This is a genomic window from Neisseria sp. HMSC070H10 (assembly GCF_001837635.1).
Lineage (GTDB): Bacteria > Pseudomonadota > Gammaproteobacteria > Burkholderiales > Neisseriaceae > Neisseria > Neisseria subflava_A.
Window position 1 is genome coordinate 1 of the sequence record NZ_KV833386.1, and the last position, 24,069, is coordinate 24,069.

Here is a 24,069-nt window from a genome sequence, read left to right on the forward strand (position 1 = left end):
TGACGAAGGACAAGTCAGCGGCCAAACCACACCGGAGAAAAAGCCATTCTCCACCTCTCCCCCGTTATCCGCAGCGACAATACACTGATGATCCGCGAGCTGATTAAAGCAGGAGTAGGCATAGGCTATCAGCCCCTTTGGGCAGTCCAGCAGGAATTGAAGGACGGCACATTGGTCCAACTCCTGCCCGATTACACCATCTGGACAGACCAACTGAACGCCACCTATGTCGACAGGGCATTTCTCAGTGCGAAAGTGCGCAGCTTTATCGACTTTCTCAATGAAAAAATATCGGAAGGATAAACATCAAGGCCGTCCGAAACACTTTTCAGACGGCCTTTAATCAAAGCAACAATCCAATCAATAATTGGTCGAGCAGAACTGTTCGCGTTTGTCCGCATCGGCGGCATAGCATGTCAAACCCATGCCTGACGCATTGCTGTTGTTCGCTTTCGCACCCGGTTTCTTGTTCACCAAAACCTTACCGTTTTTACCGATTTCAACGGTTACGCCTTTGCCGTTTTTCAACTTCCATTTCAACACTTGCGCATCGGCACTTTGGCACTTGCTGACTGTACAGCCGCCTTCTGTCGCGACGTTGCCGTTTTTATAAATCACGCACTGTTGCTGGCTGTCGGTACAAGCCGCATATGCAGCAACGGAGAAACAGGAAATCAGCGCGGCAAACAAAACAGGTTTCATGGTTTGAACTCCTAAAGTTGTGATGATGGGTTTGTGACATTTGGAACTATACGCTTATTTGCAGATAGCTACTACAAAATGCAACGGGCGCAGCACTATATCCATTCCACCAATTATCTAATTCGCCCCATACGATAAAGGCCGTCTGAACATCACTTTTCAGACGGCCTTCAATTGGTTTTCTACCTTAACGCTTCAACTTCGCAAACGCATCCGCCATTGCCGAATTGGTTGGGGCTCGCTCGTTGCGTTGGGGTTTACGGTCGCGGCGTTCTTGATGTCGGGTTTCAGACGGCCTGTTGCCTTTGGCGGCACTGCCCGGTTCGTCATCCAAACGCATGGTTAACGCAATGCGTTTTCTGGCGGCATCGACTTCCAGCACTTTCACTTTCACCACATCTCCGGCTTTCACGACTTCGCGCGGGTCTTGGACGAACTTATTGGACAAGGCGGAGATGTGCACCAAGCCGTCTTGATGGACGCCGATGTCCACAAACGCGCCGAAGTTGGCGACGTTAGAAACCACGCCTTCGAGTATCATGCCGACTTGCAAGTCGTTGATTTCGTGAATGCCTTCGGCAAAGGAGGCCGTCTGAAACTCGCCGCGCGGATCTCGGCCGGGTTTTTCCAGCTCAGACAGGATGTCCAGAATGGTCGGCAGACCGAAGCGTTCGTCGGTGAAGTCGGACGCTTTGATTTGCTTCACGCGCTCGCGGTTGCCGATGAGTTCGGCGGCGCTGATGCCTTGTTGCGCCAGCATTTTGGCGACGACAGGATAGGCTTCAGGGTGGACGGCGCTCGCGTCCAGCGGCTCTTTGCCGCCGTTAATCCGCAAAAAGCCTGCCGCCTGCTCGAAGGTTTTTTCGCCCAAACGCGGCACTTTCAGCAATTTTTTGCGGCTGTCGAACGCGCCGTTTTCATCGCGGTAGGCGACGATGTTTTGGGCAAGAGTTTGATTCAAACCGGAAATCCGCGCCAAGAGCGGGGCGGAGGCAGTGTTCACGTCCACGCCGACGGCGTTCACGCAGTCTTCGACCACCGCGTCCAGCGATTTGGCGAGCTGGCTTTGGTTCACGTCGTGCTGATACTGGCCCACGCCGATGGATTTGGGGTCGATTTTGACCAACTCGGCAAGCGGGTCTTGCAGCCTGCGGGCGATGGATACCGCGCCGCGCAGGGAAACGTCCAAGTCGGGGAACTCGCGCGCCGCCAGTTCGGACGCGGAATAAATCGATGCGCCGGCTTCGGACACGACGATTTTGTGCAGCCCCATTTCCGGCATTCCGCGCACCAGTTCGCCCGCGATTTTGTCGGTTTCGCGGCTGGCGGTGCCGTTGCCGATGGCGATGAGCTTCACGCTGTGTTGTTTAATCAGGCGCGACAGCGTTGCCAACATATTGTTTTCTTGGTGCAAATAGACGATGACGGTATCCAGCAGCTTGCCCGTGTCGTCCACCACGGCGCATTTCACGCCGTTGCGGTAGCCGGGGTCGAGACCCAGCGTGGTCAGCCGTCCGGCAGGTGCAGCGAGCAGCAAGTCTTTGAGATTGCGGGCGAACACGGTAATCGCGTCGGTATCGGCGGCTTCTTTCAAACGATTTAGGGCTTCGAGTTCCAGCGACAAAAAGATTTTCGCGCGCCAAGTCAGGCGCACGGTGTCGCGCAGCCATTTGTGGCCGTCTGAAACCTTAAAGCGGCGGGCGATGATTTGCTCGTATTCACTTTGCTGCGTAATCGGCGTGTCGTCGGGCTGGTATTTGAGCGCGATGTTCAACACGCCTTCATTGCGGCCGCGCAAAACCGCCAGCGCGCGGTGGCTGGGCATAGTGCAGATGGATTCGCGATGGTCGAAATAATCACTGAATTTTTCGCCTTCGGTTTCTTTGCCTTCAACGACTTGCGCGTGGATTTCGGCTTCGTTCCACAACTTATCGCGCAGCGTGCCGATGAGTTCCGCGTCTTCGGCAAACTGCTCCATCAGAATTGCGCGCGCGCCGTCCAGCGCGGCTTTGGTATCTGGAACGTTTTCGTTCAAGTAGCCTTGCGCGGCGGCTTCCACGTCCTGCGGCTGCTCGGCAAGCAACACATCCGCCAGCGGCTGCAAACCGTGTTCACGCGCGATTTGCGCTTTAGTGCGGCGTTTGGGTTTGTAGGGCAAATACAGGTCTTCCAGCGCGGTTTTGTTGTCGGCTGCTTCGATTTGCTCCCTGAGGTCGCCTGAAAGCTTGCCTTGCTCTTCAATGCTTTTTAAAACAACGGCTTTGCGATCTTCCAATTCGCGCAGATATTGCAACCGCTCGGCAAGCTGACGCAGCTGCGTATCATCCAGCCCGCCTGTAGCTTCTTTACGGTAACGTGCAATAAAGGGGACGGTCGCGCCGTCATCTAAAAGCTCAATAGCGGCATTAATTTGCGCGGTAGTGGCGGAGAGTTCTTGGGAGAGAATTTGGGTAATGTTCATATATTCCTTCATATTCCATCTGAACGATTGATAGGACAGCACAACGTAAGATAATTTTTGGGAAGACAAAGGATAATACTGATACACTTCATTCAAAACAAGATAACATATGCTGTATAAGGAAAACCAATGACTATTCTTATCACCGGCGGTACCGGCTTTATCGGTTCCCATACCGTTGTTTCCCTGCTGAAATCAGGCTTTAATGCTGTGATTTTGGACAATTTGTGCAATTCGTCTGCCAATATCCTCCCGCGCTTGGAAAAGATTACCGGCAAGTCTGTGCCTTTTTATCAAGGGGATATCCGTGATCGTGAAGTGTTGCGTCAAATCTTTGCAGAACACGATATTGATGCCGTCATCCATTTTGCCGGCTTGAAGGCCGTCGGTGAAAGCGTGGCCGAACCAATGAAATACTACGACAACAATGTGTCGGGCAGCTTGGTTTTGGCTGAAGAAATGGCGCGTGCCGGCGTATTTAAGATTGTGTTCAGCTCATCTGCTACGGTTTACGGCGATCCGGGTAAAGTACCTTATACGGAAGATATGCAACCGGGGGATACGACCAGCCCTTACGGTACGTCCAAGTCTATGGTGGAGCGCATTTTGACGGATATCCAAAAGGCCGATCCGCGCTGGAGCGTGATTTTGTTGCGCTATTTCAACCCTATCGGTGCGCATGAAAGCGGTTTGATCGGCGAGCAGCCAAACGGTATCCCAAACAATCTGCTGCCTTATATCTGCCAAGTGGCTTCAGGCAAGCTGCCGCAATTGTCGGTTTTCGGCGATGACTACCCTACCCCAGACGGTACGGGTATGCGCGACTATATCCATGTGATGGATTTGGCGGAAGGCCATGTGGCGGCCATGCAGGCGAAAAGCGATGTGTCGGGCGTACACCTGTTTAATTTGGGTTCGGGACGTGCTTATTCGGTATTGGAAATCATCCGTGCCTTTGAGGCAGCCTCCGGTTTGACTATTCCGTTCCAAATCAAACCGCGTCGCGATGGCGATTTGGCCTGTTTCTACGCCGATCCCGCCTACACCAAAGCGCAGACCGGTTGGGAAACCAAGCGCGATTTGGCGCAGATGATGGAAGACTCATGGCGTTGGGTCAGCAACAATCCAAATGGCTACGACGATTAAGTTGACCTGATACAGGCCGTCTGAAAGAGATGTTTTCAGACGGCCTCTTTATCTGAAAAACACACTTTCTGTCTGCTATAATCTGTTTATATTATTTTGACTATCCTCTGAAACTTATGAAAAAAATCCTTGTTACCGGTGGCGCAGGCTTTATCGGTTCTGCCGTTGTCCGTCATATTATCCAAAACACCCAAGACTCTGTCGTCAATGTCGATAAGCTGACTTATGCCGGCAATTTGGAATCTTTGACTGAGGTAGCAAGCAATCCTCGCTATGCTTTTGAGCAAGTGGATATTTGCGACCGCGCCGAACTCGACCGCGTATTCGCACAACACCAGCCTGATGCTGTGATGCACTTGGCTGCGGAAAGCCATGTCGACCGCTCTATCGATTCGGCAGGCGAGTTTATCCAAACCAATATCGTCGGCACATTCAATCTGCTTGAAGTGGCCCGCGCCTACTGGCAACAAATGCCGTCTGAAAAACGCGAAGCCTTCCGCTTCCACCATATTTCCACCGATGAAGTCTATGGCGATTTACACGGCACAGACGATTTGTTTACCGAGACCACGCCATACGCGCCATCCAGCCCCTACTCTGCCTCTAAAGCGTCCAGCGACCACCTCGTCCGCGCATGGTTGCGTACTTACGGTTTGCCGACCATTGTAACCAACTGCTCCAACAACTACGGCCCCTACCATTTCCCGGAAAAACTCATTCCTTTGATGATTCTGAACGCGCTTGACGGCAAACCGTTACCTGTTTACGGCGACGGTATGCAAATTCGCGACTGGCTGTTTGTCGAAGACCACGCGCGCGCGCTGTATCAGGTTGTTACCGAAGGTGTTGTCGGCGAGACCTACAATATCGGCGGCCACAATGAAAAAGCCAATATTGAAGTCGTCAAAACCATCTGCACCCTGCTGGAAGAGCTTGTTCCTGAAAAACCGGCCGGCGTGGCGCGTTATGAAGATTTGATTACTTTCGTACAAGACCGCCCCGGCCATGACGTGCGCTACGCCATCGACGCTGCCAAAATCGGCAGGGAGCTGGGCTGGAAACCGCAGGAAACATTCGAATCCGGCATTCGCAAAACAGTACAATGGTATTTGGACAACAAAACCTGGTGGCAAAACGTATTGAACGGCAGCTACCGTTTAGAACGTTTAGGCACTGGAAAATAAGTTTTCAGACGGCCTGTCCCATATTAGGCCGTCTGAAAATCACGCAAACACACACTACTCAGGAGAAAACCCATGAAAGGCATCATCCTTGCCGGCGGCAGCGGCACACGCCTCTACCCCATCACGCGCGGCGTATCCAAACAACTGCTGCCCGTATATGACAAACCCATGATTTACTATCCCCTGTCCGTATTGATGCTGGCAGGAATCCGCGATATTTTGGTGATTACCACGCCCGAAGACAACGCCTCTTTCAAACGCCTGCTCGGCGACGGCAGCGATTTCGGCATTTCCATCAGCTATGCCGTGCAACCCAGTCCGGACGGCTTGGCACAGGCATTTATCATCGGCGAAGAATTTATCGGCAACGACAATGTTTGCTTGGTTTTGGGCGACAATATTTTCTACGGCCAATCGTTTACGCAAACATTGAAACAGGCCGCCGCCAAGACCCACGGCGCAACCGTATTCGGTTATCAGGTCAAAGACCCCGAACGTTTCGGCGTAGTCGAATTTGACGAAAATTTCAACGCCCTGTCTATCGAAGAGAAACCGCAACAGCCCAAATCCGATTGGGCGGTAACCGGCTTGTACTTCTATGACCAACGCGTTGTCGAGTTCGCCAAACAAATCAAACCGTCCGCCCGCGGCGAATTGGAAATTTCCGATCTCAACCAAATGTATTTGGAAGACGGTTCATTGTCGGTGCAACTTTTGGGACGCGGTTTTGCATGGCTGGACACCGGCACTCACGAGAGCCTGCACGAAGCTGCTTCATTCGTCCAAACCGTGCAAAACATCCAAGACCTGCAAATCGCCTGCCTGGAAGAAATCGCTTGGCGCAACGGTTGGCTTTCTGATGAAAAACTGGAAGAGCTGGCGCGCCCGATGGCGAAAAACCAATACGGCCAATATTTGCTGCGCCTGTTGAAAAAATAATGTTTGAGGCCGTCTGAAACTTTTCAGACGGCCTTTAGATGAAAGATAAAACGATGAACATCATTGATACCGCCATTCCTGACGTAAAACTGCTTGAGCCCCAAGTCTTCGGCGACTCGCGTGGCTTTTTTATGGAAACCTTCCGCGACGAGTGGTTCAAAACCCAAATCTGCGACCGCACCTTCGTGCAGGAAAACCACTCCAAATCCAGCAAAGGCGTATTGCGCGGCCTGCACTATCAAACTGAAAACACTCAAGGCAAACTCGTGCGCGTGGTTGTCGGCGAAGTATTCGACGTGGCCGTCGATATGCGTAAAGACTCCCCCACTTTCGGCAAATGGGTAGGCGAGATTCTGTCCGCAGAAAACAAACGCCAACTGTGGGTACCCGAAGGTTTCGCTCACGGCTTCTATGTACTGAGCGTTGAAGCCGAGTTCGTCTACAAATGCACAGACTATTACAACCCCAAAGCCGAACACTCGCTGATTTGGAATGATCCGACCGTCGGTATCGACTGGCCGCTGCAAGGCGAGCCGAATCTGTCGCCTAAAGACTTGGCCGGCAAAGTATTGGCTGAAGCAGTCACGTTTTAAAAAGTTTTAAAAATAATTCAGGCCGTCTGAAAGAATGCTCCTCTTTTCAGACGGCCTACAATCTATTAATAACAATAATCGACGAAAACGCATTGTGAAAAACGCCTACATTCCCTCTCGCGGCATCCGCAAAATTCCCCATCTCTCCACCCTATTGCCTGAGTTTCATATCTGCAAAGATGGAAAAGGTACAGAGACTGTCGTCGGCTGGGGTTTGCGCCCGACGACACACAAAGCGCGTACTTTCGCCGCTGAACACCGGCTTCCCTTTATTGCATTGGAAGACGGTTTTTTACGCTCGCTCGGACTGGGCGTCTCCGGTTATCCGCCCTATTCCATCGTCTATGACGATATCGGCATCTACTACGACACCACCCGTCCTTCACGTTTGGAACAACTGATTCTCGCCGCCGATACCATGCTGTCTGAAACCTTGGCTCAAGCGCAACAGGCGATGGATTTCATCCTGCAACACCACCTGTCCAAATACAACCACGCGCCCGAACTTTCAGAAGATCATCCTTTACGTTCCCCATCCAAACCCGAAACCGTCCTCATCATCGACCAAACCTTCGGCGATATGGCCATCCAATATGGCGGCGCAGACGCCTCTACGTTTGAACTGATGTTTCAGACGGCCTTGAATGAAAACCCGCAAGCCGATATCTGGGTAAAAACCCATCCCGATGTTTTGTGCGGCAAAAAACAAGGCTATCTGACCCAACTGGCGCAGCAACACCGCGTCCATCTTTTGGCAGAAGACATCAATCCGATTTCTTTGTTGCAAAACGTCGATAAGGTTTATTGCGTTACCTCGCAAATGGGTTTTGAGGCGCTTTTGTGCGGCAAACCACTGACCACCTTCGGCCTGCCGTGGTACGCCGGATGGGGCGTAAGCAACGACCGCCATCCCAAAATCGGCAGCCTTGTTCAAACCCAACGCCGCGCCCCCGCAACTTGCTGCAGCTCTTCGCAGCAGCCTATCTGCAATACAGCCGCTACCTCAATCCCAATACCGGCGAAGCAGGCAGCCTCTTTGATGTCATCGACTATCTGGCGACGGTCAAACGCAAAAACGACAAATTGCGTGGCGAGTTGTATTGCGTCGGCATGTCTTTGTGGAAACGCGCGGTTGCCAAACCGTTCTTTAACGTACCCTCATGCCGTCTGAAATTTATCTCCTCCACCCAAAAACTGGCCGGGGTCAAACTGTCCGACCATGCACACATCCTTGCTTGGGGCAACGGCAAAGAGGCCATCGTCCGTTTTGCCGAACAACACCACATCCCCCTGTTGCGCATGGAAGACGGCTTTATCCGCTCGGTCGGGCTTGGTTCTAATTTAGTCCCACCGCTGTCGCTCGTTACCGACGATATAGGCATTTATTTCAACGCCGAAACCCCGTCCCGTCTTGAACACATCCTGCAAAACCAAAACTTCGACGATCAAGACTTTCAGACAGCCTTGAAACTGCAAAAAATGCTGACCGAAAACCACATCAGCAAATACAACGTCGGCAACTCAGACTTTACCGCCCCATCAACCAACAAAACCGTGATTCTCGTTCCCGGCCAGGTTGAGGATGACGCGTCTATCCGCTACGGTTCGCCCCAAATCTATCGCAATCTGGATCTGCTCCGTACCGTACGCGAACGCAATCCCGATGCCTATATCATCTACAAACCGCATCCCGATGTAGTCAGCGGTAACCGCATCGGCCATATTTCTCCTGAAGATGCTGCACAATATGCCGACCAAACCGCCGAACAAGCCGATATCCTGACCTGTCTCCAATACGCAGACGAAGTTCACACCATGACTTCGCTGACCGGTTTTGAAGCCTTGTTGCGTGGCAAAAAAGTCAGCTGCTACGGCCTGCCTTTTTACGCAGGTTGGGGGCTTACCCAAGATCTGCTGCCCATTCCGCGCCGCAGCCGCAGGCTTGAGCTTTGGCAGCTGATTGCAGGCACGCTCATCCACTACCCCGACTACATCCACCACCGCGCATCCAATGCCGGCCATTACCTCAAACTGTGGTCGATCTCCATCCTCAAGCGTTTAAACTACTATATTGAGGACATCCAAATCGCTAAACGCGTGGAGGCGGGCAAATACGGCAAGTTTTTTATTGTTCCCTTGCAGGTATTCAACGACAGCCAAGTCCGCATCCATTGCGACTTTTCCAGCATCCGCAGCTTCCTGCTCCATGTTTTGGCCTCCTTTGCCGCGCACGCGCCTGCCGATACCAACCTCATCATCAAGCATCATCCGATGGACCGCGGCTTTATCGACTACTCGCGCGACATCAAACGCTTTATCAAAAAACACCCCAAACTCAAAGGCCGTATCACTTACGTCCATGATGTCCCCCTGCCCGCTTTCCTACGCCACGGCCTCGGCATGGTTACCATCAACAGCACCAGCGGCCTGTCCGGACTGATACACAATATGCCTGTCAAAGTGCTCGGCCGTGCCTATTATGATATTCCCGGCATTACTGACCAAAATACCTTGGCAGAATTTTGGAATCATCCGACACCGCCTGACAAAGAGCTGTTCCATGCCTACCGAATGTACCACCTCAACGTGACCCAAATTAACGGTAACTTCTACAGTCAGGTCTTTTTTCCTCACAAAAACACATCCGACTCTTCCACACCGACAACCTGACTTAGTGAAGGAAAAGTTCAGGCCGTCTGAAAAACATTTCAGACGGCCTGAAGCAAACAATATCTTAGCTACTGCCATGTAAATAAAACATAAAAACTGCATTTATCATTAACAATAAATTACAAAGACAGTATAATAACTGAGATGTCATAAAAGCATACCAACTCAAGCTGAGGCCTTAATAACACACAAAATATGGATGTACTCCCAGGCAAAACAATATAACAAGCCAAACATCCTAAAGATAAGCCAGCAAGGCAATACACTTTACAAAACTGTGGCGAGCAATATTTTTACAAAGCCCTCAGCCGGTATTGCCGCCCATATGCTGCAGCATCCGTCTTCCACTTTATATCCGCCCGCAAACCATGACCGCCGCTCCTGATATCCTCTACCGGCAAGCCGCCGCCCTTTTGGAACAATCCAATACTGCCCAAGCCCTGCCCCTGCTGCAACAGGCCGCAGAGCAGGGTTATACGGAAGCTGCTTTTGTATTGGGCAATCATCTGCTGCAAAATGGTCATCCGGAGCAGGCACTTCCATGGCTGGAAGCCGCCGCGGCCCAACGCCATCCCAAGGCACTCTTTATCCTGCTGCAACAACGCGAACACAACGGTACCCCGACCGGACAGCTTCTTAACGACTACGCCTGGCTGGGTGAGCAAGGTCATCTTGAAGCCCAATTAATCCTCATGTGTTACCACGCGCAACGCAACGATCCACAATCGCTCTACTGGGCGGAGCTTGCTACCGCCCGATATGCCGCGCCTGCATATTACCATCTGGCACGCCATCATCAACGCCAAGGCGACATTGCGACAGCCATCGAACAATACGAAAAAGCGGCCGCGCTCGGCGTGACTGCCGCCTGCTGGCAACTCGGTCAAATCTACTTCTACGGCACAGGTGTCAGCCCCAACCACGCACAAGCCGAACAATACCTTGAACAAGCCGCGCAAGCCGGCCACATCGCCGCACAAACCCTGCTGGCCGACCTTCTTGCCACCCAACGTAAACCCGAAGCCTTAGAATGGTATCGTCGTGCCGCCGATAAGGAGCAAGCGGAAGCACAGACCAAGCTGGCCCAATACGCCCTGACCGGCGAACTTTCCGAACGCGATCCGTTCCAAGCGGCGCGCTATGCCAAAGCTGCTGCCGAGAAAGACCATCCCGAAGCCCTGAAAATCATGGGCGACCTCTACCGCTACGGCCTCGGCATTAAAGCCGACAACCATATCGCGCACGATTACTACCACCGTGCCGCCGCGCTGGGTTCCGCCACTGCCGCACAAAAACTCATCAGCGATGCCGCACTGTACCATCCGCAACAATACGAACAAATCAAAACAGCCGCCCTGCAACAACAACAAACCGAAACCATCTACCGTTTGGCGGAAGCACAAGCCCACGCCATCGGCCGTCCCGCCGACTACAATGCTGCGCGCAAGAATTACATGGAAGCTGCCGAGTTCCACCATAAAAACGCGGCGGCAGCCTTAGGCCGCATCTACCATTACGGCCTCGGTACAGCGCCAGACCCTCGGGCGGCTGCACACTGGTACGCCATCGCTGCCGAACAAAACCACCCTTCCGCCCAATACCACCTCGCCTGTTTTTACTATCACGGGCAAGGTGTCGGCTGTCATGTTCCGACCGCCTGCTACTGGCTGCAGGCCGCCATCAGCAACGGCCACACTTCGGCTGAATCTTTAACATCCCTATTAGAACAATGGCGCCGCGAAGCGCACCATACCATCGGGCAAAAGGCCGTCTGAAAAGATTTACACTCGCATTTTTTGACAATCTTTAACTATTCCCCTAATATTTGCCAGTTATTTTTCACGGACACGTCATTGTTTTCATTTCTTTCTGAAAACACCTTGTCCGCGCATCAATACCATGACACTCGGCGGATAACGCCAAGCGTTGAAACACACTACATCCGGAACAAAAACGGATGCTCGGAAAAACATTTCTAGGAGGTGAAACAACATGGAATGGGAATTCAACAGTTATTACACACTGATTGCCGCCACGCTCGTGTTGCTGGTTGGTAAATTTCTGGTTCAAAAAATCAAATTCTTAAGAGACTTCAATATTCCCGAGCCGGTCGCCGGCGGTTTGATTGCCGCTATCGTCCTGTTCGCCCTGCACGAAGCCTACGGTGTCAGCTTCAAATTTGAAAAACCGCTGCAAGATGCGTTCATGCTCATCTTCTTTACATCCATCGGTTTGAGCGCCGACTTCTCCCGTCTGAAAGCGGGCGGTTTGCCTTTGGTTATCTTTACCGCCGTGGTGGGTGCATTCATCATCGTCCAAAACTTCGTCGGTGTCGGCTTGGCGAGCGCATTGGGCTTGGATCCGCTGATTGGCCTGATTACCGGTTCGATTACCCTGACCGGCGGTCACGGTACTGCCGGTGCATGGGGTCCTGACTTTGAAAGCAAATTCGGCCTGACCGGCGCAACCGGCTTAGGTATGGCTTCTGCAACATTCGGCCTGGTATTCGGCGGTTTGATCGGTGGTCCTGTTGCACGCCGTCTGATCAACAAATTGGGCCGTAAACCTGTCGTCAAAACTGCCAAATCCGACGACAACGATGCTGCCGACGACATCTTCGAACAAGCACAGCGCACCCGCCTGATTACTGCCGAGTCTGCTGTCGAAACCTTGGCTATGTTTGCCGGCTGTTTGGCATTTGCCGAAATCGTGGATGGCTACGACAAAGCCTTCTTCGACTTGCCTAAATTCGTATGGTGTCTGTTTGCTGGTGTGGTCATCCGCAACGTCCTGACCGCAGCCTTCAAAGTCAATATGTTTGACCGCGCCATCGACGTCTTCGGCAATGCTTCCCTGTCACTCTTCCTTGCCATGGCTCTTCTGAACCTGAAACTGTGGGAGTTGACCGGTCTGGCAGGCCCTGTGACCATCATCTTGGCTGTACAAACCGTCGTGATGATTCTGTATGCCACTTTCGTTACCTACGTCTTCATGGGTCGCGATTACGACTCTGCCGTATTGGCGGCCGGTCACTGCGGCTTCGGTTTGGGTGCCACCCCGACCGCCGTTGCCAACATGCAGTCCCTGACCCAAACCTTCGGCCCGTCGCACAAAGCCTTCCTGATTGTGCCTATGGTGGGTGCATTCTTCGTTGACTTGATCAACGCCGCCATCCTCTCCGGCTTTGTCAGCGTCATCAAAGGCTGATACGTCTAACATAGAAAAGCACTTGCCGCATTTACTTGCTGCAAGTGCTTTTGTTATGATAGGCACGTCAGGCCGTCTGAAAGGCCGTCATCTTCAGGAGTACCCATGTACAAAAAAACCGCTTCCGTATTGATTTTAAGCACGATTCTTCTTGCCGCATGCAGCAAAGAAGAGCCGAAAGTCGCGCTTGATTGCGCCCAACCGGCCACACTGCAAAACATCCGTACCACCATCGAAGACACCCTCAAACAACAAGCGCGCTCCTTTGCCCGCAATGACAGCCGCCAATTCGTTGATGCCGACAAAATCATCGCCGCCGGCCTCGAATTAGAAACCCTGCTTGAAGACGCCAAAGAGACCGAAGACAACGGCAAAGCCATCTGCCGCGCCAACCTCAAAATCCGCATTCCCGACACCATCCTCAAAACGGCTATAGACAACAGCCCGCTGATTTACGGCAACACCCCGTTGTCCGACATGCTCGAACAAAAACTAATGGGCAGCACCCTGACTTTTGAAAACAACACGTTCAGCACCACCCTGCTCTATACCCCCGACAAAGACGGCAAACTGGTTCTCGAAGACAACACCCTGAGCACCACAGCCCAAACCCTTTCCGCCACCCTGCTGCCTTACGGCGTGAAAAGCATCGTCATGATAGACGGCAAACCCGTATCCAAAGAGCAGGCCATCAAGCTGCTGCAAAACCCAAACACGGAAGAGCCACCGACTGTTGATCCGCAAGACATCCTTGAAAACAACGCCGCCAGCCAAGCTGTCGGCTTGACCGATGATGACGACAATTCAGACTACGAAGTCCTGCGTCCTGACCATGAAACTCCGCGCAACGAGCCGCCCGGCCTCAGCCAAAGCGAACTCGACAACGCGCGCGCGCAAAACCGTCAGGCAGACGGCGAGATCAACGACCTCTGGGGCGGCATGGACAGCGATGTCAAACAACAAATCCTCGGCGAACAACGCGCCTGGATTCAAAGCAAAAAACTTAACTGCCAACAAGCCGCCGCGTCCGCAGACAACGCCGCACAAGCAGAATACCTGCGCTTACAGTGTGAAACCCGCATGACCCGCGAACGTACGCAATACCTGCGCGGCTATTCCATCAACTAAAACCGATAAGGCCGTCTGAACATTCAGACGGCCTACAAGAAAGCACATCACATCATGCAATACCGAATCCACCGTGAAGGCGATGCCCAAAACACACCATCTTCAGCCTCCACACCCGTAGACAACTGGGAGCGCAACACCCTGCGCGAAGTCCTCCTCGCCGCCTACCAAGAACAGCGCCGCGCCCGCATTTGGCGCAATATCTGGCGCGGCGTCGCCGTCCTCATCTTCCTCAGCCTGATCTTCGGCCTCGCGGAAGAAGAAGGAAAAACCACGAGTATCCATGCCCGCAGCGAACACACCGCCGTTATCAACCTGACCGGCGAAATCGGCAACGACATCGACGACCAAGTCCAAATCCTGCGCGACAGCATGGAAGCCGCCTACAACAACGGCAACGCCAAAGCCATCATCATTCGCGCCAACAGCCCCGGCGGTTCGCCTGTCGTGTCCAACACCGCCTTTAACGAAGTCCGCCGCCTCAAAGCCGAACACAAAGACATCCCTGTCTACCTCGTTGCCGAAGACATGTGCGCTTCCGGCTGCTACTACATTGCCGCCGCAGCCGACAAAATCTACGCCGACCCTTCCAGCATTGTCGGCAGCATCGGCGTGATCGGCGGCGGTTTCGACTTTACCGGCCTGATGGACAAAGCCGGTGTCAAACGCCGTCTGAAAACCGCCGGCAGCAACAAAGGCATGGGCGACCCTTTCACACCTGAAACGCCGGCGCAAACCCAAATCTGGGAAAGCATGTTGGGCGATATCCACCAAGAATTCATCAAAGCCGTCAAACTCGGTCGCGGCGCAAGGTTGAAAGACAAACAGTATCCCGACGTTTTCAGCGGCCGCATCTATACCGGCAAAGAAGCCAAACAGGTTGGCCTGATTGACGACTTCGGCAGCATTTACAGCGTTGCCCGCGATGTCGTCAAAGCCCCCGAACTGGTCAACTACACGCCGCAAGACGATTTCAGCAAAATGCTCAGCCGCCGCTTCGGTGCGGAAGTGAAGGCCAAAGTCAAAGAAACTTTATCTGAAATTTGGTAAACCAAAAAACTGAAAGGCCGTCTGAAACCCTAAACATCTGGGTTTCAGACGGCCTTTTGATATGGCTTTTCCAATAAAGTGCAGATTATTGTCCAAACACTCATCGGCTTTATCAAATCGGCAGGCAAATATTTCCTGATGATGCTCTTACAGGAACACTTTACGCCGACAAACGATTAAACCTCCACGCTTCAGACGGCCTATTTCTGCATATTGTGCGCCATATCGAGCGCGGCGCGGACGGCGGTCATCAGGCTGCCGGAATCGGCTTTGCCCGTACCGGCCAAGTTCAAGGCCGTGCCATGATCGACGGAGGTGCGGATAAAGGGCAGGCCGAGGGTAATATTTACGCCTTCGCCAAAACCGGCGTATTTGAGCACCGGCAGCCCTTGGTCGTGATACATGGCAAGGACGACATCGGCATCTTTAAGCAGGAAGGGTTGGAACACGGTATCGGCCGGATAAGGGCCGCGTGCGTCTATGCCTTCGGCCTGCAGGGCATGAAGTGCCGGAATAATGGTGTCGATTTCTTCGTGTCCCAAATGGCCGCCTTCGCCGGCGTGGGGATTGAGGCCGGTAACAAGGATGACCGGTTTGGCTATGCCGAACTTATGGCGCAGGTCGTGTTCAAGAATGCGAACAACTGACTCGATTAAAGGCTTCGTGATGGCGGCGGAAATGTCTTTCAGCGGCAGATGGGTGGTCACCAACGCCACACGCAGGCCGCCGCCGGTCAACATCATGACGACTTGTTCGGTATGGTTTTTTTCGGCGAGGTATTCGGTATGGCCGCTGAAAAAGCCGTTGCCTGCGTGGGCATCGTTGATGATGCCTTTATGCAGCGGCGCGGTCACCATACCGGCAAACAGGCCGTCTGAAATGCCTTGATACGCTGTATCCAGCAGCCGGAGGACATACGCGGCATTGGCAGGATTGAGTTCGCCCGCCCGACACTCGGCATCTAAGGGAATATGCAGGACTTCGAGTTCGCCCTTGGGCAACGGATCGGCCGCTTGGGCTTGGAAGTCGCGCAGGATGACGGATTTGCCGAGCTGTTCGGCCCTTTGCGCCAACAGGTTTTTATCGCACAAAACAACGGGGCGGCAAGGAAGGTCGGCGAAAGCCAAATCAAGGCAGATGTCGGGGCCGATGCCGGCCGGTTCGCCGGAGGTGATGGCGAGAATGGGAGCAGTCATGGTGTTTCTCGGTACGGTTTACAGTATTTGAACAACATCAGGCAAAATGCCTGACCTACTTTTGCAGATTAACACAAATACAAAAAGGCCGTCTGAAAACAGTTTTGCTTGGTCAAACTGTTTTCAGACGGCCTTGGCTGTTTACCGTTTTACACTTAAGAACGGCGGCCGATCATACGGTACAAAACGTCGTGGCCTTGAATGCGGTGGACGACAACCATGACAATGTGGCCGGCGACAAGCGCGAAGAGCAGCCAGCCGAGTTTGCCGTGCGCCATATTGCCGAGGTTGGACATCCATTCGATTTTTTCAGGCGAACCCTGCATCACTTCGACACCGAATACTTTCAACGGGCCGCGGCCGCCGCCGTATTGGCGGATCATGCCGATAACGGGAACGGCGAGCATGAGGACGTAAAGGGCAAGGTGGCCTGCTTTGGCGGCAAAGCTGTCGGCGGCAGGACGTTTGGACGCATTGAGCAAAGCCCAAACAATGCGCACGGCAATTACCAGCAGCGTGATGAAACCGATGGATTTATGCACGCCGAAGAGCGATTTGACCCATTCTTCGCCATCGTAGATGGTCCAAACGGTAATGGTGGAGAGGATGCCGATGAAACCGAGTACGGTCAGCCAGTGCAACGCGCGCGCGACGGCATCGTAGGTTTGTGGGCGTGTAGCGGTCATAATGTTTCCTTGTTTTTGATTTGTTTGGTTTTTTGAATCGGCGGCATTGTAACAAAAATGCCCAAACAATTATGTTGCCTTTTTGAAGAGATTTCGTAAATGTTTGGAAAATTTGAAGAAACGGCGGTTTTATCCGTCAGGCTGCCCGGGCCGTCTGAAAACAAGGGCAGGAATACCACCTTCTATACCGAACTCGGGCTAAAATAGGCGTTTTTATTCTCGGGTACGCATCGATGCAGGTTTGGATTCGGCGGTTTGCGCTGTTGCTTCTGCCTTTAGGTTTCTTAGCGATTATGGTGGCCGCGCCTTTGCTGTCGTTGGCGTTTTACGACGGCGAAGGCGCTTGGGCGGAAGTGGTGGCTGATGACTATATGCGCCTGCGCTTGGGCTGGACGGTGGCGCAGGCAATTTTGACCTGCGTCTTGGTCACGGCTTTGGGCGTGCCTGCGGCGTGGGTGTTGGCTCGGATGGACTTTGCCGGACGGCGCACGGTTTTACGCCTGCTGATGCTGCCTTTTGTGATGCCGACTTTGGTGGCAGGCATGGGCGTGCTAGCCTTGTTTGGCGCACACGGTATGCTGGCGGCAGGTTGGCAGGACACGCCGTGGCTGCTGATTTACGGCAACGTGTTTTTCAACCTGCCGGTTTTGGTGCGCTCGGCGTATCAGGGATTTGTGCGTGTGCCGCAGGCGCGGTTGCTGTCGGCGCAATCTTTGGGCGCGGACGCGTGGAGGCGGTTTGTCTGGGTCGAGTGGCCGGTGGTGCGTGCGTGGGTTGCCGGCGGCGCGTGTCTGGTATTTTTATATTGTTTTTCAGGCTTCGGGCTGGCCTTGCTGCTTGGCGGCGAACGTTTTGCGACAGTGGAAGTGGAAATCTACCGGCTGGTGGCGTATGAGTTGGATATGGCGCGTGCGTCGGTGTTGGTGTGGCTGGTGCTGGCGGTTACGGCGGCGGCAGGCGGTTTGTATGCGTATTGGAGCAGGCGCGTGGCTGTGGATAAGTCGGTCTCGCCTTTGCCTCCGCGTGCGCCGATATGGGCTTGGGAAAAATGGCTGACGGCAACGGTATTGGTCATGTTGGCAGTGTGCTGCCTGCTGCCTTTGGCGGCAGTATGGCTCAAGGCGGTATCGGCAGGCTCTTCGTGGGCAGTCTTGCTGGAAGCGCAGACTTGGGCGGCAGTGTGGAACACCATCCGTTTCTCTGCATCAGCCGTGGCGGCGGCAACGGTTTTGGGCGTGCTGTATGCGGCGGCGGCACGGCAAATGGCGTGGTTGCGCGCGCTGATGTTTTTGCCGTTTATGGTGTCGCCCGTGTGCATCGCGTTTGGCGTTTTGTTGCTCTATCCGCAGTGGACGGCTTCGCTGTGGCTGCTGACGGCGACTTACGCGCTGTTGGCGTATCCGTTTGTGGCCAAAGATGTACTGGCCGCATGGGACGGTTTGCCCAAAGATTATGCGGCGGCGGCGCGTACTATGGGCGCAAACGCTTTTCAGACGGCCTGTTATGTCACCGCGCCTTTATTGAAACCGGCTTTACGGCGCGGCCTGACTTTGGCTTCGGCGACCTGTATCGGCGAATTTGCGGCCACATTGTTCCTGTCGCGTCCCGAATGGCAGACGCTGACCACTTTGATTTACGATTATCTTGGACGTGCCGGTGCGGACAATTACGGACGGGCGATGGTGTTGACGGCGGTATTGACCGCTTTGGCTTTGACGGCATTTTTGCTGGTGGACGAAGCGGAGGGGCAAAAGGCCGTCTGAACGTGGTCGGCTCAAATTCCCTTCGCTTTCACTACACTATTGCCGCGCCTTGTATCGAAAATTGATTGAATCCGCTATATAATTTGTTTTTAACCGCACTCAACACGACCTATCATGACCGACTTAGAAACCAAACGCCTTGAAACCCAAGCCATGCTGGACAATGCCGACTTGCTGTTTGACCAAGAACAATGCCGCGCGGCCTTGCAAAAAGTTGCTGACGACATCACCCGCGACTTGGGCGACAAATATCCCCTGCTCCTGCCTGTAATGGGTGGTGCGGTGGTGTTTACAGGACAGCTGCTGCCGCTGTTGCGCTTTCCTTTGGACTTTGACTACGTCCACGTTTCCCGCTACGGTGACAAACTCGCAGGCGGCGCGTTCAACTGGAAACGCATGCCCGACCCCGAGCAAATCAAAGGCCGTCATGTAGTCGTTTTGGACGACATTCTGGACGAAGGCCACACCATGGCCGCCATTCAGGAAAAACTGTTGGAAATGGGCGCGGCAAGCTGCCGTGCGGCCGTGTTTGCCAACAAGCTGATCGACAAAGAAAAACCGACCAAAGCCGATTATGTCGGCTTGGACGTACCCAACCGCTACGTCTTTGGCTACGGCATGGATGCCGCCGGCTGCTGGCGCAACCTCGGCGAAATCTACGCCTTAAACAATAAATAAAACAAAGGCCGTCTGAAAGATGTTCAGACGGCCTCAACCCCAATAATAGGAACACATCATGATAGGTTTGTTAATCATTACACATGAAACCATAGGTGAAGCCTATCGCGGTTTGGCCGACCATTTCTTTCCCAACGGCTTCCCCGAAAATCTCCACATCCTCGGCGTACAGCCCGATGAGGATCAAAACGACATCATCAACAACGCCATCGCCGCATTGCAGGAATTTCCCAACAACCGCGGCGTGCTGATCATGACCGACATCTTCGGCGCCACACCGTGCAACGCCGCACGCCGACTGGTGCGCGAAAACAAATCCGCCATTCTGACCGGCCTCAACGCCCCGATGATGATTAAAGCCATCCAATACTCATCACAAGCCGAAAACCTCTCCGACTTCACCGAAACCGTCAAAGAAGCCGCCATCCGGGGCATTTTCGCCATTACATCCGCACCTGAAGACCTGGTGTGCAAAGAACACGGCTAAGGCCGTCTGAAAACATTCACTTTACGAACATTACATTTAGGGGACATCCATGCTCAAACAAGAAATCGAAATCATCAACAAACTCGGCCTGCACGCGCGTGCCTCCAGCAAATTCACCCAAACCGCCTCCCAATTCCAAAGCGAAGTCTGGGTCACCAAAAACGGTAACCGCGTCAACGGCAAAAGCATCATGGGCCTGATGATGCTGGCCGCCGCCAAAGGCACCGTGATTGAGCTGGAAACAGAAGGCGCAGACGAAGCCGCCGCCATGCAGGCGTTGACCGACCTCATCAACGACTACTTCGGCGAGGGCGAATAATGAGCATCGTCCTACACGGTGTAGCCGCGGGCAAAGGCATTGCCATCGGCCACGCCCACCTCATCACGCGCGGCACAACGGAAGTCCCCCAATACGACATCGATCCCGACAAACTCGAGGCCGAAGTCGCCCGTTTCGACAACGCCATCAAAGCCACGCGCAAAGAACTGGAACAGCTGCGCGGCGCGATTCCCGAAAACGCCCCGACCGAATTGGGCGCGTTCATCTCCCTGCACCTGATGCTGCTGACCGACGTCACCCTCTCGCGCGAACCCATCGACATTTTGCGCGAGCAGAAAATCAACGCTGAATGGGCATTGAAACAACAAAGCGACAAACTCGCCGCCCAGTTCGACAGCATCGACGACGACTACCTGCGCGAACGCAAACAGGACATGCTCCAAGTCGTCCGCCGCATCCACAACAACCTTGTCGGCCAAAGCAACGAAATCAACCTCGCCGGTAACCTGTTTGACGACACCATCCTCATCGCGCACGACCTCTCGCCTGCCGATACCGTACTATTCAAAGAGCAGCACATTACCTCCTTCGTAACCGATGCCGGCGGCCCGACCAGCCATACCGCCATCTTGGGCCGCAGCCTCGACATCCCGTCCGTCATCGGCCTGCATAACGCCCGCAAACTCATTACCGAAAACGAAATCGTCATCGTCGACGGCATCAACGGCGTCCTCATCATCGATCCCGACGAAGTCGTCCTCAACGAATACCGCCGCCTCGCCCGCGAATACCGCAGCCACAAGCGCGAACTCAACAAAATCAAAAAAACCGCCGCCACCACGGCCGACGGCATCAACATTGAGTTGCTCGCCAACATCGAATCCGCCGAAGACATCAAAGCCCTGCACAACTTCGGCGCAGACGGCGTCGGCCTGTTCCGCAGCGAATTCCTCTACCTCAACCGCGACAACATGCCGACCGAAGACGAACAATACGAAGTCTATGCCGGCATCGTCAAAAAACTCAAAGGCAAAAACATCACCATCCGCACCGTCGATTTGGGCGTCGATAAAAATCCGCGCTGGTTCGGCCAAAACAGCACGCCCAACGGCAGCCTCAACCCCGCGCTCGGCCTGACCGGCATCCGTTTGTGCCTCGCCGAGCCGGTCATGTTCCGCACCCAAATGCGTGCCATTCTCCGCGCCGCCGCCCACGGCCCCGTGCGCATGATGTGGCCGATGATTACGTCCATTTCCGAAGTGCGCCAATGCCTTATCCATCTGGACACGGCCCAACGCCAACTGACCGAACGCGGCGAAACCTTCGGTCCGGTCAGCATCGGCTGCATGATCGAAATCCCGTCTGCCGCCATGACCGTCGGCAGCATCCTCAAGCTCGTCGATTTCATCTCTATCGGCACCAACGACCTGATTCAATACCTCTTGTCGGTCGACCGCGGCGACGACAGCGTCAGCCACCTCTACCAACCCAGCCACCCTGCCGTCCTCAAAACGCTGCAACACATCATCCGCACCGCAAACCGCATGGAAAAAGGCGTATCCATCTGCGGCGAAATGGCCGGCGATACCGTCTTCACCCGACTGTTGCTCGGCATGGGCTTGCGCCGCTTCTCCATGAACCCCAACAACCTGCTTTCGGTTAAAAACATCATCCTGCACAGCCACACCGGCCATCTCGAAAACGATGCCGCCAAAATCCTGCGCTGCGAAGACCCGGAAAAAGCCGAAAAACTGATTAAAATCCTCAACCAAAGCGAACAGGCGGAATCACAGGCCGTCTGAATCTCTAAAAAGGGCGTGTTTCGATACACGCCCTTTTTATTCGTCCCCATTTTTAGTTTATGCCCGATTCTCCCTCAAGCCCTCTTCTTCCCTATTTCGCCATTTCAAAAACCAACCTTTTTCACTTTTCCCAAACACTGCTTACAGGCCGTCTGAAAAATATAGGGCGCAAGTGAAATAAAAGTTTTTATGCCCACACCAAAGGTCGTCTGAACCCTGATTGCAAGGTTTCAGACGGCCTTGTTTTCAACCGGATACCTTTTATTTTTTTGCAATAAAAAACCCTTTGCCTATCCATTCCAGCTACTGCCCACTATGGCTTTAGGTACCCCATATCATTCCTTTTACTAGGTCTTCAGTACACCCAAGCCCTATATAAACACTATCCCTTCGTTTTAATGATGAAACTTTTTATTTCGAAATATGTCTACTCACTCGTTTACTTGAAAAAAGATTCAATACCTTATAAACTTATAAATGATAGTAATTATCATCATATTTTAAAGGAATGATTCATGAGATTTACGCAACTTTCTGCTTTGATTGCCGCCGCCGCTTTATCAGTCGGCTCCGTATCCGCTTTTGCCAAACCCGTTCAGCTGACCGATATCCTCGGCCGTAAGGTAACTGTCGACCTGCCTGCCAAGCGCGTGGTGTTGGGCTTCTACTACCAAGACTACATGGCCATCGGCGGCAAAACCGCGCTGGACAACGTCGTTGGTTTTTCCAAAGCAGTTTGGGCCGACTGGGCGCCGCCGAGCTGGGCGGCATTCAGCAAAGCCGTGCCTAAACTGAATCAGCTGACCGACGTGGGCGAAGTGGAAGTCGGCACTTTTTCGATTGAGAAAGTATTGGCGCTGAAACCTGATTTGCTGGTTTTGGCCGAATGGCAATACAAGGCTTTGGGTTCCGATCTCGACCGCATCAACAAAGCCGGCATCCCCATCGTCGTGTTGGACTACAACGCGCAAACAGTGGCCAAACACGTTCAATCGACCAAGCTCATCGGCACGCTGACCGGCCAGCAGCAAAAAGCCGACAAACTGGCGGCAGACTACAAACGCGTTGCCGACACCATCCAAGCGCGCGTGCAAAAAGCCAACCTGCCCAAGCCTAAAGTCTATATCGAGTTCGGCAACAAAGGCCCTGCCGAACACAGCGTTACCTTCGGCAAGAGCATGTGGGGTTCGATGGCGACACTGGTCGGCGGCAACAATATCGCCGCTTCTTCGGTCGAATTCTACGGCCCGATCAATCCTGAAAAAGTCCTCGCCGCCAAACCCGACGTGATCGTGATTACCGGCCGCGAAACCGAATTGAAGAAAAACCCTGCCGCCATGGTGATGGGCTGGGGCATTCCAAAAGCCGAAGCGGAAAAACGCTTGGCAGGCTTTGCCAAACGCGCCGGCTGGGCCAACCTGCCTGCGATTAAAAACAACCGCCTCTACGCCGCCTACCATGCCAACTCGCGCACGCTGTCCGACAGCGCGTCGATTCAGTTTATGGCCAAAGCGATTTATCCGCAGTTGTTTAAGGATTTCAACCCTGAGAAGACCTATCTGGACTTCTACCGCCAAAACCTGCCCGTCGTACCGAACGGCACGTTCTACCTCTATCCGAAAGGACAATAAGGTAATTTAGATTTTCAGACGGCCTTTAAAATCGGAAGGCCGTCTGAAATTTTTGCGGAAGAAAAAGGCAAACCTGTTTCTCCCCTTTCACAACACTCTTTTTTAAAGGTTTGAAACATGAATGATTCGGTTGTCGCCGAGATTGTGAAAAACCAGCGCAAGTTGGAAGGCAAGCGTTGGTTGATTGTGTTGATGTTTTTAGTCATCGCGGCGGTCAGTTTCCTATTCGACATCGCCACCGGCCCTGCGATGACGGACACGCTGCCCGTCGGCGAAGTGGTCAATGTTTTGCTGGGCAAACCTGAAGTCGATGAAATGAACCGCCTGATTGTGATGGATTTGCGCCTGCCGATTGCGGTGATGGCCTTGGTGGTCGGCGCGGCTTTAGGTGTCGGCGGTGCGGAGATTCAGACGTTGTTGAATAACCCGATGGCCAGCCCTTATACGCTGGGCTTGGCGGCGGCGG

The 24,069-nt window shown here is 53.5% G+C and carries 19 protein-coding genes and 2 pseudogenes; 17 read left to right on the forward strand and 4 right to left on the reverse strand.

Annotated features, from left to right (window positions below; all coding sequences use genetic code 11):
* Nucleotides 1–30: 30 nt before the first annotated feature.
* A pseudogene (locus tag HMPREF2606_RS09980) lies at nucleotides 31–303 on the forward strand (LysR substrate-binding domain-containing protein); the annotation flags it as partial.
* A gap of 57 nt (nucleotides 304–360) precedes the next feature.
* Here HMPREF2606_RS09980 and HMPREF2606_RS09985 read toward each other — a convergent pair.
* Together HMPREF2606_RS09985 and HMPREF2606_RS09990 are read right to left on the reverse strand one after the other, a co-directional pair.
* Entirely contained in the window at nucleotides 361–702 is a 342-nt protein-coding gene (locus tag HMPREF2606_RS09985) for a hypothetical protein (RefSeq protein ID WP_003683849.1), read from the reverse strand.
* A 187-nt stretch (nucleotides 703–889) separates the two neighbouring features.
* On the reverse strand, nucleotides 890–3,163 hold the full coding sequence (locus HMPREF2606_RS09990) for a Tex family protein (RefSeq protein WP_070712357.1): 2,274 nt from the start codon (nucleotides 3,161–3,163) through the stop codon (nucleotides 890–892).
* Between the two features lie 129 nt (nucleotides 3,164–3,292).
* Between HMPREF2606_RS09990 and galE the strand changes: the two genes are divergently transcribed.
* From galE to HMPREF2606_RS10035, 9 genes and pseudogenes are all read left to right on the forward strand, one after another.
* On the forward strand, nucleotides 3,293–4,309 hold the full coding sequence (gene galE, locus HMPREF2606_RS09995; RefSeq protein ID WP_003747972.1) for a UDP-glucose 4-epimerase GalE: 1,017 nt from the start codon (nucleotides 3,293–3,295) through the stop codon (nucleotides 4,307–4,309).
* A gap of 116 nt (nucleotides 4,310–4,425) precedes the next feature.
* The gene (gene rfbB, locus HMPREF2606_RS10000) at nucleotides 4,426–5,493 is read left to right on the forward strand and encodes a dTDP-glucose 4,6-dehydratase (protein WP_070712358.1); all 1,068 of its coding nucleotides are present in this window, start codon (nucleotides 4,426–4,428) and stop codon (nucleotides 5,491–5,493) included.
* 72 nt (nucleotides 5,494–5,565) lie between these two features.
* Nucleotides 5,566–6,432: a glucose-1-phosphate thymidylyltransferase RfbA gene (rfbA, locus tag HMPREF2606_RS10005; RefSeq protein WP_049332928.1), complete on the forward strand. Its 867-nt coding sequence runs from the start codon at nucleotides 5,566–5,568 to the stop codon at nucleotides 6,430–6,432.
* A gap of 53 nt (nucleotides 6,433–6,485) precedes the next feature.
* On the forward strand, nucleotides 6,486–7,025 hold the full coding sequence (gene rfbC, locus HMPREF2606_RS10010; RefSeq protein ID WP_070712436.1) for a dTDP-4-dehydrorhamnose 3,5-epimerase: 540 nt from the start codon (nucleotides 6,486–6,488) through the stop codon (nucleotides 7,023–7,025).
* Between the two features lie 34 nt (nucleotides 7,026–7,059).
* A pseudogene (locus tag HMPREF2606_RS10015) lies at nucleotides 7,060–9,695 on the forward strand (capsular polysaccharide biosynthesis protein).
* 368 nt (nucleotides 9,696–10,063) lie between these two features.
* A complete protein-coding gene (locus HMPREF2606_RS10020; protein ID WP_070843603.1) occupies nucleotides 10,064–11,470 on the forward strand; it encodes a tetratricopeptide repeat protein in 1,407 nt (468 codons plus the stop codon).
* Nucleotides 11,471–11,687: 217 nt separating this feature from the next.
* Nucleotides 11,688–12,902 (forward strand): sodium/glutamate symporter, encoded by a 1,215-nt coding sequence (gene gltS / locus HMPREF2606_RS10025; protein WP_070712360.1) that lies wholly within the window; start codon nucleotides 11,688–11,690, stop codon nucleotides 12,900–12,902.
* 105 nt (nucleotides 12,903–13,007) lie between these two features.
* A complete protein-coding gene (locus HMPREF2606_RS10030) occupies nucleotides 13,008–14,030 on the forward strand; it encodes a lysozyme inhibitor LprI family protein (RefSeq protein WP_070712361.1) in 1,023 nt (340 codons plus the stop codon).
* A gap of 54 nt (nucleotides 14,031–14,084) precedes the next feature.
* On the forward strand, nucleotides 14,085–15,080 hold the full coding sequence (locus HMPREF2606_RS10035) for a S49 family peptidase (protein ID WP_070712362.1): 996 nt from the start codon (nucleotides 14,085–14,087) through the stop codon (nucleotides 15,078–15,080).
* A 200-nt stretch (nucleotides 15,081–15,280) separates the two neighbouring features.
* On the opposite strand, the gene pdxA is transcribed toward HMPREF2606_RS10035, so the two are convergent.
* Both pdxA and HMPREF2606_RS10045 read right to left on the reverse strand, forming a co-directional pair.
* Entirely contained in the window at nucleotides 15,281–16,276 is a 996-nt protein-coding gene (pdxA, locus tag HMPREF2606_RS10040) for a 4-hydroxythreonine-4-phosphate dehydrogenase PdxA (RefSeq protein ID WP_070712363.1), read from the reverse strand.
* 155 nt (nucleotides 16,277–16,431) lie between these two features.
* Nucleotides 16,432–16,962, reverse strand: coding sequence for a cytochrome b (locus HMPREF2606_RS10045; protein WP_083297191.1), 531 nt, complete (start codon nucleotides 16,960–16,962; stop codon nucleotides 16,432–16,434).
* A gap of 233 nt (nucleotides 16,963–17,195) precedes the next feature.
* Here HMPREF2606_RS10045 and HMPREF2606_RS10055 point away from each other — a divergent pair, with 233 nt between their 5' ends.
* The 7 genes from HMPREF2606_RS10055 to HMPREF2606_RS10085 form a co-directional block, all read left to right on the forward strand.
* Nucleotides 17,196–18,725: an ABC transporter permease gene (locus HMPREF2606_RS10055; RefSeq protein ID WP_070712364.1), complete on the forward strand. Its 1,530-nt coding sequence runs from the start codon at nucleotides 17,196–17,198 to the stop codon at nucleotides 18,723–18,725.
* Nucleotides 18,726–18,839: 114 nt separating this feature from the next.
* On the forward strand, nucleotides 18,840–19,403 hold the full coding sequence (locus tag HMPREF2606_RS10060; RefSeq protein WP_003681752.1) for a hypoxanthine-guanine phosphoribosyltransferase: 564 nt from the start codon (nucleotides 18,840–18,842) through the stop codon (nucleotides 19,401–19,403).
* Between the two features lie 58 nt (nucleotides 19,404–19,461).
* Nucleotides 19,462–19,890 carry a PTS sugar transporter subunit IIA gene (locus HMPREF2606_RS10065; RefSeq protein ID WP_049335776.1) on the forward strand — a complete coding sequence of 143 codons (429 nt, stop codon included), beginning with the start codon at nucleotides 19,462–19,464 and terminating at the stop codon, nucleotides 19,888–19,890.
* A gap of 49 nt (nucleotides 19,891–19,939) precedes the next feature.
* Entirely contained in the window at nucleotides 19,940–20,209 is a 270-nt protein-coding gene (locus tag HMPREF2606_RS10070) for an HPr family phosphocarrier protein (protein ID WP_003683718.1), read from the forward strand.
* Nucleotides 20,209–21,972 carry a phosphoenolpyruvate--protein phosphotransferase gene (gene ptsP, locus HMPREF2606_RS10075; protein WP_070843606.1) on the forward strand — a complete coding sequence of 588 codons (1,764 nt, stop codon included), beginning with the start codon at nucleotides 20,209–20,211 and terminating at the stop codon, nucleotides 21,970–21,972. The genes HMPREF2606_RS10070 and ptsP overlap by 1 nt, the downstream gene beginning before the upstream one ends.
* Before the next feature lie 515 nt (nucleotides 21,973–22,487).
* Nucleotides 22,488–23,603, forward strand: coding sequence for an ABC transporter substrate-binding protein (locus tag HMPREF2606_RS10080; RefSeq protein ID WP_070843609.1), 1,116 nt, complete (start codon nucleotides 22,488–22,490; stop codon nucleotides 23,601–23,603).
* Nucleotides 23,604–23,720: 117 nt separating this feature from the next.
* On the forward strand, nucleotides 23,721–24,069 hold a 349-nt coding region (locus HMPREF2606_RS10085; protein WP_141762194.1), incomplete at its 3' end, for an iron chelate uptake ABC transporter family permease subunit.